The organism is Aliiglaciecola sp. 3_MG-2023, assembly GCF_030548205.1.
Taxonomy (GTDB): domain Bacteria; phylum Pseudomonadota; class Gammaproteobacteria; order Enterobacterales; family Alteromonadaceae; genus Aliiglaciecola.
In genome coordinates this window covers 204,110-215,852 of sequence record NZ_JAUORV010000008.1, presented here as the reverse complement: position 1 = coordinate 215,852, position 11,743 = coordinate 204,110, and the positions used below count along the sequence as shown (strand labels likewise).

Annotated in this window: 9 protein-coding genes, 1 tRNA gene and 1 pseudogene; 8 read left to right on the top strand and 3 right to left on the bottom strand. The window is 39.3% G+C overall.

The annotated features are described in order from the left end of the window. The first annotated feature begins 1 nt into the window (after position 1). The 4 genes from Q4574_RS11480 to Q4574_RS11465 all read left to right on the top strand — a co-directional run bounded on the left by Q4574_RS11480 (position 2) and on the right by Q4574_RS11465 (position 3,638). Positions 2–77 (top strand) — tRNA-Val (locus Q4574_RS11480). Between the two features lie 535 nt (positions 78–612). Then, complete coding sequence (locus Q4574_RS11475; RefSeq protein WP_303474259.1) at positions 613–2,238, top strand: NACHT domain-containing NTPase; 1,626 nt, start codon at positions 613–615, stop codon at positions 2,236–2,238. Positions 2,239–2,301: 63 nt separating this feature from the next. Next, positions 2,302–2,925, top strand: coding sequence for an HDIG domain-containing metalloprotein (locus Q4574_RS11470; RefSeq protein ID WP_303474258.1), 624 nt, complete (start codon positions 2,302–2,304; stop codon positions 2,923–2,925). Between the two features lie 326 nt (positions 2,926–3,251). Next, a complete protein-coding gene (locus Q4574_RS11465; RefSeq protein WP_303474257.1) occupies positions 3,252–3,638 on the top strand; it encodes an SRPBCC domain-containing protein in 387 nt (128 codons plus the stop codon). Positions 3,639–3,968: 330 nt separating this feature from the next. Here Q4574_RS11465 and Q4574_RS11460 read toward each other — a convergent pair whose 3' ends face one another. Beyond that, positions 3,969–5,390 carry a sulfatase-like hydrolase/transferase gene (locus Q4574_RS11460; protein ID WP_303474256.1) on the bottom strand — a complete coding sequence of 474 codons (1,422 nt, stop codon included), beginning with the start codon at positions 5,388–5,390 and terminating at the stop codon, positions 3,969–3,971. Continuing rightward, positions 5,374–5,577 (bottom strand): hypothetical protein, encoded by a 204-nt coding sequence (locus tag Q4574_RS11455; protein ID WP_303474255.1) that lies wholly within the window; start codon positions 5,575–5,577, stop codon positions 5,374–5,376. The genes Q4574_RS11460 and Q4574_RS11455 overlap by 17 nt, the downstream gene beginning before the upstream one ends. 386 nt (positions 5,578–5,963) lie before the next feature. On the opposite strand from Q4574_RS11455, the gene Q4574_RS11450 reads away from it, so the two are divergent. From Q4574_RS11450 to Q4574_RS11435, 4 genes and pseudogenes are all read left to right on the top strand, one after another. Next, entirely contained in the window at positions 5,964–8,210 is a 2,247-nt protein-coding gene (locus Q4574_RS11450; protein WP_303474254.1) for a multiheme c-type cytochrome, read from the top strand. 233 nt (positions 8,211–8,443) lie between these two features. Then, positions 8,444–8,653 carry a hypothetical protein gene (locus Q4574_RS11445; protein ID WP_303474253.1) on the top strand — a complete coding sequence of 70 codons (210 nt, stop codon included), beginning with the start codon at positions 8,444–8,446 and terminating at the stop codon, positions 8,651–8,653. 95 nt (positions 8,654–8,748) lie between these two features. Next, a complete protein-coding gene (locus Q4574_RS11440; protein ID WP_303474252.1) occupies positions 8,749–8,919 on the top strand; it encodes a hypothetical protein in 171 nt (56 codons plus the stop codon). Positions 8,920–9,005: 86 nt separating this feature from the next. Then, a pseudogene (locus Q4574_RS11435) lies at positions 9,006–10,500 on the top strand (IS66 family transposase). Here Q4574_RS11435 and Q4574_RS11430 read toward each other — a convergent pair. Then, positions 10,493–11,740: a sulfatase-like hydrolase/transferase gene (locus Q4574_RS11430; protein WP_303474250.1), complete on the bottom strand. Its 1,248-nt coding sequence runs from the start codon at positions 11,738–11,740 to the stop codon at positions 10,493–10,495. The pseudogene Q4574_RS11435 and the gene Q4574_RS11430 sit on opposite strands and share 8 nt — an antisense overlap. Positions 11,741–11,743: the final 3 nt, after the last annotated feature.

The following is an 11,743-nucleotide window of genomic DNA, read 5'->3' as shown; positions in this document are numbered from 1 at the left end:
TGGACGCTTAGCTCAGTTGGGAGAGCATCGCCCTTACAAGGCGAGGGTCACTGGTTCAAGCCCAGTAGCGTCCACCACTTCTTATCTTCATGTTTTATATACACTTTACCCGTTTATTTCCAAATGCTATTCGAGCGAATTCGGGTTAGGTGTCAAAATGTGTGGCGAATCCGTGCCGAATCCGTGCCGAAAATGTGGCAAATCCGACAACCAGTATCTCCGCCCCCCACTGTATTAAAGCCTTTCAGCCCTTTCCAATTTGCACACTAATATACACGCAAAATCGCAAAAATTGAGTTTATTCGCAAAGATAGTCAGAGTGAACTGTTTGCTTTATTCACTGGTTAAGAAGATTAATACTGAAAGCCCCTCTACGAAGTTCCTTGCCAATATAAACCCAAAAAGTCAAAGTCAAAGATGCCTAGTAGATTATATATCGATTCAGATATCGGCAGACAATAAAGAGCGAAAAAGAGACAATCGAAAAATTGTCTGATAACCTCAATCTAGGTCAAATATCGACCCAAAGCGGACATTAATTGAGTAAGTGGTTCCATAGAATTGCTAGGATGTTAAAACGAAGCATAAGCATTCAAAGGCAGGTTTTAGGCGATGGGAGATTCAATTTTTAACGCCTTTGACCAATTTTTCTATTGGAGCCAAGAGTTTGATAAGATTAAGTCGGTAGCTACTGTGACAAACAGAGATGATTTTACAGAGAAAACAAAAGAAATCATGGCAAAGAAAGTTCGCTACCTTTGCTCTAAACCTGATTGTAGAAAACCGACAATTGGGGCGAAAGCAGACGGTAGTGGCTTTATGCGTGTTGGCACTGCCGCTCATATTACAGCCGCATCTAAACGAGGCCCTCGTTACGATACAACGCTAACATCAGATGAACGAAAGCACGAATCAAACGGCATATGGTTATGCCCAGGATGTGGAAGATTAGTTGATGTAGATGATGCTCACTTCACGGTAGAAACACTGCTCGCATGGAAGATTGATGCAGAAAAGCAAGCTTTTGAATCGATTGCATATGCGCTTTCTGATGAGTTGAAAACACCAGCATTCTCCATCGTTACGGATTTAGCTTTTGCAAGAAGATTGGGCCTGCCTGCTACAGATGACATTGAATCCTGCACTTTAAATCTAATCAAAGCTGCTAAAAATGATATATGTGCCTTTAAGAGCGCAATATCATGGCCAAAGCATCCTGTGCTTCTTGGACTTAAACTTGTAAATGGAGATGAAGCAAGGTCATTTAGTGCTTCAAGTCTTGCGGAAGCAAACAATAACTTTAACGAAATAATAGTAATTGCCCCACCAGGAACAGGAAAGACAACAACATTATATCAATTTACCGAGTGCATCCTAGAAAGTAATGCGAATGTTGCTGCGTATATCTCGCTAAGCGAGTGGGCTGTCCAGTCAACAGGTTTCTTTCAGTCCTTATCCGGCCGAAGCGCTTTTGCGGGGTTCAAGGCCGAGCACTTTGCGCTTATGGCGCATAACGGTCGTTTATCTTTAATTATAGATGGTTGGAACGAACTCAACGAAGGTGCAAAGCTAAGAGTCTCTTATGAGATCAAAGCTCTAAGACGAGACTATCCGGGTATTCGAATAAATCTGAGTACCCGCCAAAATGATCTGGATATCCCGCTTACGGGGCCAATCGTAAAAATAGACGCTTTAAGTGAAGATCAACAAAAGGAAATGGCTGTATCATTACGCGGTAATGAGGGCGAACGCCTTCTTGATCATGCATGGAGGACGCCAGGTATAAAGGACCTTATTTCTATTCCCCTATATCTTACAGTGTTATTATCACAAACATCTGGCGAAGCACTTCCCACTAACAAAGAAGAAATATTACGATTATTTTTAGACAATCATGAGCAAGACACAGAAAAAGCAACTGAGCTAAGAAAAATATTCTTGGGTGTTCATAGAGACATCCTTTACAAACTTGCCGCAGAAGCAACTTACGAAATAACAACCGCCATTTCAGAATCTAGGGCTCGAAGTCTATGCAAATCAGCAACGGACAGCCTGATCGAGCAAGGCCAGCTTGCATCACCTATTGAACCAGCAGCAGCCCTAAATGCGTTCGTAAACCTGCACACCTTAATTCGCTCCGATACCGATGGTGCTCTTTCATTTCAACACCAGCAATTTCAGGAGTGGTATGCATCCTTTCATGTCGAGGGCCTTATGCTCTCCGCCAAAGGCGTGTAATGGTCTAATTATTCAAAACACTTTGTTGGAGGTATGATATCAAAAACCAACGAGGTAAATCCTGTGAGTGACATTCCAGCAAAAACAAGACGGGTAAGTCTTATCCCCTACTCTGCTGCAATAAATGCTAATGATTTAACCCAGTTAATTGATTGTGTAGCGAATATAGATTTTAGTCCCTTACGTCAATTTATTGAGCGCGTGCTTTTACAAAGTAAGGTAATGGTGCCGTTTGTTAGAAACCCGGCCAGCTTGAGATTTCATCACAATTCGCTAGGAGGATTATTATCTCACAGCTTTGCAGTCGTCAATTTAATTACCAAAGAGTTCACTAGAGGCACTATTGAATGTGATATCGTCAAAGCAGCCGCTTTGCTTCACGATATTGGTAAAACGCAAACCCTTTCAGATAACCTAAGCCGTACCGCTATTGGGAGTCTTGCTGATCACGATGCATTAACGCTTGAGATATGTGCAGAGCCATTAGCAAGCCTGTCACGTGAACATCCACATATAGCAAATCAACTGCGTCACGCGTGGACATGTGCTTCTCCGAACGCAAGATATGGATTCAAAGCCAAGACTCGAGTTGCCAGGCAACTTCGAAGGGCTGACAATCAAAATGCAAAAACTGGTAATTCGGCCTTTATAAAACAAATAGACAAACTAAATATGAGCAGTATGTAAATGAGTAAAAGAAAGCTACTCACTTATAAAGTCATCACTCTAAATTTGCCAATAATAGCTAAAAAATATAACAAGAGACTACTGCTCGAACTTGCGCTTTTGATTGTGATGACTGACTGTCAGATTGGAAGTGCTTCGAGTGGTCACGCGTTGCCATTTTAAATGTATACATTACGTCTACATTTAATTTAACACTAAAGGTAAGCATTTGATTACAAATATAAATTAACTTATATACTTAAAATAAGCTTATGCGCAAAATAAACAGGAGGCAACATGAAGACATTGGAAACTGAAATTTAGATATCAGCTAGCCCGGAAAAGGTGTGAGCAATATTACTGACCTTCAAAAGTACTCTGAATGGAATCCTTTTATTAAAAAGGCTCAGGGGCGAACGGAAGTAGGTGAAAAGTTAGAGGTCTTAATTGCACCTCCAGATGGCAAAGGAATGATTTTTAAACCTACGGTGAAATCAATTATTGTAAACAAGGAGTTTAGTTGGCTTGGGCGTTTTTTATTTTCAGGTATTTTTGACGGGGAACATATATTCATTATTGAGCCAAAAGACGATGGCTGTCTGCTTATACAAAAAGAAAACTTTAGTGGCTTGCTAGCTCCATTACTTTGGAAAGGTCTTGATAACGATACAAGAGCAGGATTTAAGTTAATGAATAAATCTCTAAAAGGACGAACTGAGAATGCAGGCATTTAACATTCAGAATAGAAAATAAATCAAATTATCTCCTTACTTAAATAATTTGGTATCGACATTACCTAGAAAAATTGGGGACAAAAAGTCCCCAACACATCTATTTGCGACAGAACCATAAATACAGACCTAATCAAATATAAACAAACTTAGAGATAGAACGTACTTTTAAATCTATACATGCAACGATGAATTTTTACACAGGCTGGCCACCAAAGAGAATTAGCTCGATGGCGGTCCCAAGTAGCTCTCAGGTTAATTATAATTAACCTGAGAGCTGAATATTCCTAAAGAAGGGTTCTGTTAAATCAGGCCTGCCAGAAAAACCCTATGCTATTTTTTAACAGGGTTGCCAAATCCATCTACTTCATTTAAAGCAGCATGGGATTTCTTTCCACTCATCATTTTCGCGATAACTTTCTCTAGTTTATTTTTTGCTTCAATCTCTTTTTCCGTGTATTCAGATAGCTTTATCAGTTTTTCCTTCATCTCTACACCATCAATACTATATAACCGACCATCAGAGAATAATTTATATTCATGATCAAGGGCAAAAATATGTCGTTCAAACTTATCCTTCCCCCAGCCTGGTCTTGGATCATACCAGAAAAAAGCCGAATCTCGTTTTTCGCCTTGTTTCCCCAAAATGCCGGGTGCAAAACTGATACCATCAGGCTCCCAGCTGGAAGGGACTTTCCCGCCCGTTAATTCTGCGAGTGTAGGTAAAAAATCAGTAGCATCAATCAAATCTGAGTTGATACTTGGCTTAATCATATCCGGGCAATTAATAATCAGTGGTACTCTGATACCGGTTTGAGTAGGGGCAGCCTTTCCACCAGTAATTTTTTTTCCATTCATTGTGGAGGTAATTAATTCATCAGTCCCATTATCAGAATAAAAAAGGATAATGGTATTGTCTCTTAGTCCCAAATCTTCAAGCCCGGATACTAATCTCCCCACAAGTTTGTCCATATACTGGACCATATCAGGAAAATACTTTGGGTCTTCAATACCAATTCTTTTTGCTGGGTCTGACCAATCTTTAGAATCAGGAGTAGGCACCATGGGTCTATGAGGAAGGGCTAGCGGATAATAAACAAACATATCCTCTTCTTTGTTTCGTTTCATAAAATCTAATATATAGTCAACAGTAATATCATCGCCGTATTCTCCTTTCACTTCTTTTATTAATTCACCATTTCTCATATAAGTAGGGTCAGCATACCTGGATCCTTTGTCTTCGGTTTCTTCGGAATGATATAAAGAGTATTCGTCAAACCCTGCATCTCTAGGATGTGTCCCCGTACCTCTTCTTTTTTCAGCATTTGGAAAATCCAGCGGATCGTAAGAGGTCAATTGCCATTTTCCTGCCAATAGTGTTTTATAACCTAGGTCACTCATCAAATGTCCAAATGTTTTCTCACCTTTAGGTAATATCCCGAAATACTGCCAATTCCTGTGATTATATTTTCCCGTCATAATTTGTATCCGGGTGGGTGTACACAAGGGTTGTGAATAAGCATGTGTATACCGGATACCCTCAGCAGCTAATTTATCAATATGGGGGGTTTTATAATCTGTTCCGCCATAACTCCCAAAACCTTCTATCCCTATATCATCAGCCATGATCAATAAAATATTTGGCCTGTCTCCTTTTACAATATTTGGACTGTCTCCTTTTACGGAACACCCTGTTATAATAAAAGTAACTAAAAGTATTAATAGTGTATGTTTCATATTATTTTTCTGGGGCATTTACTCTCTCCTGATTCAAAGTAAGACGCAATGCTTGAACGTCAGTCACTTCTCCGATATTAATCCCCTCAGCTTGCCGAATGCCTGTTATCTGACAGGGCTCACTTTTATTACAGGTAACGCCAGCCTGAGTTGATATGTTAAATAGTACTAGCAGCAAGCTGCCAAAAAGTAATCTTGATTTCATATATAATGCTCCTAGAGCAATACTTATATAAAGCTAGCGTGATATTTTACTTAGTTTAATTTTGACATATAAATTTTTCATTATTACCCCATTTTAATCGTTTTATCTCATTTTCATTTACCACTAAATAATATTCTATTAATAAGATATAAAGTGACACTTTAAAAATATCACACACAATTTAAATTAAATCAATGGTTATTATCTAATGCTTTGTGTTTATTATTTGTTGTTTGTGTGTTAATGTTGATGTGTAACCACCCCATTTATAGATCAAATTTCAATAGAGTTTTCCTCACGTGAAAGTTTATAATCAATTAATATTAGGAAGTTAACTATTATGCGAAGCAAATCATTAATTTAGTTCTTTAAGGTAAATATAAATTTTGAAGTTTTTTTATTTATGTAGTTTAGCTTTTAGTTGTTTTCTTGCTATTTTACCTGTCCAAGCTGTTGAAATAGCTATGCATGAGTTTCAAAAAGGTCAATCGGTAAATAATCAACAGTGTATTTCTTGTCATGAGCAATCTCAACATGATTGGAAAAAATCAGATCACGCAAAATCGATGGCTATTGCAGATAAACAATCGGTGCTTGCTGATTTTTATAATGTAGATGTTGAGCATTATGGCCAAAAAGCCCATTTTTTTATTAAAGATAATCGCTATCAAGTGACCATTTCATATGATTCTAGTGCTGACAGTAAAGCTGATACTTACCCGATTAAATACACCTTTGGTCATTTCCCGCTACAACAGTATTTAGTTGAAACTGAGCCAGGAAAGCTACAAGTTTTACCTTTTGCATGGGACAGCCGAACAAAAGCCGTTGGAGGTCAGCGTTGGTATCATAACTATAGCCACGAAGAAATTCGCCCTGAAGATAGATTACATTGGCGTCAACCATTACAAAACTGGAATGGCATGTGCGCTGATTGTCATTCAGATGGTTTGGTTCGAGAATATAATGCTGAGAAAAACAGTTTTAGTAGTCAATTTGATAATATTAATGTTGGCTGTTTCTCTTGTCATGGTGATATGTCAGAGCATGTAAATACAAATTCGATTATAAGTTCAGACACAAAAACTAAACGAACAGCCATAGGTGATGTGACGTCTATAAAGTCCCCAACAGGGCAATGGCTACGCAGTATTGGCGAAAAAACAGCACATTGGCAAGGTGATAAGAGAGATAATGACTTTATGGATGGTTGCTTTGCGTGCCATTCACTTCGAGGGCCACTGACCGATGGTATTCAACCTAAAGTGCCTTTTTTGGATCAGTTTACGCCGCAATTCCTCGAATTCCCTAATTATCATGCTGATGGTCAGATAAAAGAGGAGGTCTATGTTTATGGCTCTTTTCTACAAAGTAAAATGTATACAGCTGATGTTAATTGTTTAGATTGTCATGACAAGCACACAATGAAACTCAAGATTGAAGGAAATGGTTTGTGTCTTCAGTGTCATGGAGCTGAGGTTTATAATGTAAAAGAGCATCATCAACATAATGAAGACTCTTCTGGCGCTCAGTGTGTTAATTGTCATATGCCTGAAAATAGGTATATGGGGGTGGACGATAGACGTGATCATAGTTTTAAAATTCCTCGACCTGATATTTCTCAAGCCTTTGGTACCCCTAATGCTTGTGTAATCTGTCATGATGGTAAATCTAATCAATGGGCAAGTACCAATCTAGAAAAATGGCATGGTAAACCAGCTCATTTAAATGTTAACAAAGAATATTTGATGGCTTTAAACTCAGGACAAACTCTCACGTTAAAACAACACTTATCGATTATTGGCGATGATAAGCTTGATGTTATCAGCAGAGCGACCGCTATTCAGTTATTAAGTTACACAACCCAATCACCTAATTCAGAGGTGTTATTAGCTAGGTCACTAACACCTTATTTAACACATGCCGAGCCACTATTTAGGTTAAGCGCTGTTACTGTTGCAACGCAGTTACCATCAGCTGATAAAATAAAAGTTATAAGTCCTTTATTAAATGACCGATATAAAGCAATAAGAGTGGCTGCTGCACGTAGTTTGGTTACCAGTGATATAGCTAAAAAAGACCAATCACTTTTCGATAAAGCGTTTAAAGAGCTAATTCATACTAATGAAGTGAATAGTTGGCGTGGTGAAGGTGCTGCTAACCAAGGCGTGTTAGCAATTGAAATGAATGATTTAACACAAGCAGAAAAATCATTTAAAAAGGCAATAAACATAGAGCCTTATTTTGAATCAGGCTATATCAATTTAGCTGATATTTATCGAGCACAACAACGTCCATTTCAGGTTGCATCAGTCTTATTAAAAGGCATTAAAAACAATCCTAATTCAGCTGCGTTGCACTATTCCTATGGATTACATTTTGTCCGTCAGAAAAAAATTGAAAAAGCGCTTGTCCTTTTTGATAAATCAATGACATTAATGCCGGATGATGCTCAATATGCTTATACTTATATTCTAGCATTAGATAGTGCAGGACAGAGTAATCAAGCATTAACAGAATTAAAAACGTTAATAATAAATTACCAAGATAATGCTCAACTAAAAGAGTTGGGGTTGTATTTATCACAGAAACTGAATTTGAGAGCAGAATACAATTGGTTTATGAAACTATAAGTATTTATAACAAGCTTTGGGGGCGATTCCGCCTTAGATTTTATCGCTATAGAAACTTTTTGTCCCATAAGTTTCTATGGCGATAAAACGACGATTGATGTCCTTAATTCTAAGCTAGTAAATTGTTTCTTGGGACAAAGTAGGATTTGTAATGTGAACGTCTAGCCAAATGCACATATCCTAAGCTAAGCATTAACCCTAGACTTGCTCCAACGTAATAAAAGGAGCAATGTATGAGCCGTAAAACTTCTGGTGAGTGGAAAAACCTTGTAGAGCAACAAATCACTAGCGGTCTATCAGTACCTAAGTTCTGTGACCAGCACCAATTAAGCACTAAGTATTTTTATGCGCTTAAAGCCATTATAGCTAAAGACAATAATGTTGGTTTTATCAAAAAAAAACATTATTACCAAACAAACTACTTTCATCACAAAACCCGTTGAATACCCCATCAAACTGAATTTACCCGTTGGTAAATTATCATTTCCTCGTGATATTTCTCCTGCCTTTATAGCTGAGCTGCTCAATGGGCTAACGTATGAAGATGCTTAGTGATGTTCCCGAGGGTTTTCTTTATCGTGATTTTGTTGATATTAGGAAATCGATAAATGGTTTAGTGGTGATTGTCGAGCAGCAATTGCATTGGCTGTTTGACGGGTTCGATGTACTTGGGCATCAAGCGATTAGTTATGAAACCGTTTCCTTATAACCTGTGATCATAAGTAGCATTTATTGATCACCAAATAATCTATATAAAGCCAATTAGTTAGCGTGAATTATTGACAAAATAGCTTTTTGACTGATGATGAGAAATCCCTACCCAATGATATTGAAAAGCTAAAAGCGATGCTCTTAGCTGAACGAGAGCAAGCGGCTAGATTAGTGTTTCTCGAAGAGCAGTTTCGTCTTGCTCAGCAGCAACTCTTTGGTGCACAGAGTGAAAGTCACCCCTCGCAAGGTAATTTATTTAACAAAGCAGAAGTAGAGCTTGATATTATTGAAGACGTGGTTGAATTAACACCAACCACAGTTAAGAAAAAGCCTATTCGACAAAGGCTCCCCAAAGACCTTGAGCGTGAAGTTATCGTTCATGATTTGAGTGATGAAGAAAAATCCTGTGTTTGTTTTGGTTATCAACTACATCAAATGGGTGAATCGCGCAGTGAAAAACTTGAATTTATCCCCGCGAAAGTTAAAGTCATGGAGCATGTTCGATTAAAGTACAGTTGCCGAACGTGTGAAAAAGAATGCATTAGCACTAAAGTAAAGAGTGCACCTGTTCCACCCAGCCCAATCCCTAAAGGATTTGCTACACCTTCATTGCTAAGCCAAATAATTACCAGTAAATATCAGTATGCGCTGCTACTTTATCGACAGAAAAGCTTATTTAAGCAATACGGTATTGCCTTGAGTCGAAAGACGATGAGTGAGTGGATGATGAAATGAAGTGAGCTGTTTAAGGCACTTTATGCGCAATTGCAGAAAACCCTCTTTCAGCAGCATGTTATTCAAGCAGATGAAACGACGCTTAAAGTCATTAACGAAGAAAAAGCTAAGTGCTATATGTGGCTCTACTGCACGAGCAGTGATGCACCTACACAAAATGATATCCCCAATATTGTTTTATATGATTACCAATCCGGTCGTGCGGGGCAATGTGCGGTAGATTATCTCGACGGCTACACGGGTTATTTGCTAGTTGATGGTTACGTGAGCTATGAAAAAACAGCAGAAACGTTAGCGGGTTGTTGGGCACATGTAAGTCGAAAATTTAAAGAGGCAGAAATCGCCCCCCCTAAAGGTAAAAAGGGTTAAGCGAATATGGCGCTTAATCAGATTCAAAAATTGTATCGGTTAGAAATAGCATTAAAAGGTAAACTCCAACGCAAAAATACCAAGGTCGCCAAGAAAAAGCGAAGCCCTTGTTAGCACAATTTTGTCAATAGTTAGAGAAAGCGAACGAACCACAAAAAACAGCCTTAGGTAAAGCAATCCAATATTATAAAAATCAATGGCATAAGCTCAGTCGCTATATTGAAGATACGACCTTAATATCGACAACAACCGAGCAGAGCAAGCGGTTAAAGCGTTTGTTATCGGCCGCAAGAACTGGATGTTCTCAAATACAGCATGTGGTGCAAGATCCAGTGCCATACTGTACTAGATAATAGAAACGGCAAAAGCGAATGGATTAATACCATTCGACTATCTCATGTATTGCCTAGAGCAATTGACCAAACCTGCACTTGATATCGACACATTATTACCCTGGAATGTAAAACTTAGTTAAGTGCTTTACCCAGACCTTCACGGTCATTTAGTGACTCCAGTCGTTTCAAGTGACGTTCCCATTTTTTTGGAGGAATATAAACATCGGGCATTATTCCCCCTGTTGCAGGAATACCGTTAGCTGGCTGCAATCTCCGAAATTCGACTAACTCTCCCCCCAGTTCTTCCACAATATCGGGGTACAAAGATGACAGGTCTGTAGTTTCGTTTGGGTCTGTTTTAAGGTTGTACAAACCAACCTCGTGACTTTTTGACTGCCATCGGACTTTTCGTCGTACATCTGGCCCCCTTACAACAAGTTTCCAATCACTCTCAGAAATGACTCCACCCCACTCATTTTCAGGTCCGCCTTTACCACGGTAAAAAAACAGTTTGCGGGCTGGTAGTTTTTTATCCGGATCCAATAGTGAATCGATAATATTCAGTCCGTCCAGTGCTTCATCTTTTTCTGATACATGTCCAGCTACCGCCAACAACGTTGGCAAGAGATCAGTATTAATCACTGGCTGGTTCAGTACTCGTCCACCACGAATACTCCCTGGCCACATCACTGCAGCAGGAACTCGTATGCCGCCTTCCCAAGTAGTCCTCTTTTCTCCACGTAACGGAGCATTGTTATCTGGAATAGCTCCGATTCCCCCGTTATCGCTGAAAAACCATATTGCAGTATTTTCTCGAATTCCGGCCTCGTCAACTGGGGACAGGATCTTGCCTATGTTTACATCTAAACTATCAATCATCGCCGCCAGAGTAGGTTTAGACATGCGTCCCAGCTCATCCGAATCGTTTGCTAGGCTGCGGTATTTTGTAACTAGCTCCTGAAGTGCCTGCAAAGGAAGGTGTGGGGCGGTGAAAGGCACGTAAGCAAAAAAGGGGCTGTCATCCGCAGCATGATTCCGAATGAACTCTGATACAGCAGAACCCACGAGATCAATTGTATATCCCGTAATTTCGGTTGGCTTATCTGCAACATGCCAGTCCGGCTCCCCTACTCGGTGCCGAGTCCAATAGTAAGCCATTCCGTTATATTGTCCCTCGAAGTCAGTAAACCCCTGATTCAATGGATGCCATTCAGGCTGAAGGTGTCCTAAATGCCACTTTCCGAATGCTCCTCTTGATTCATACCCTAGTTTTGCGAGTCGTTCACCGAGAGTAATTTCTGATTTTGGTACTCCATAGGGCAGCCAAGGGGAAATTACTGCCCGTGCCAAACCAAATCGAAAAAGATATCGCCCTGTCATAAA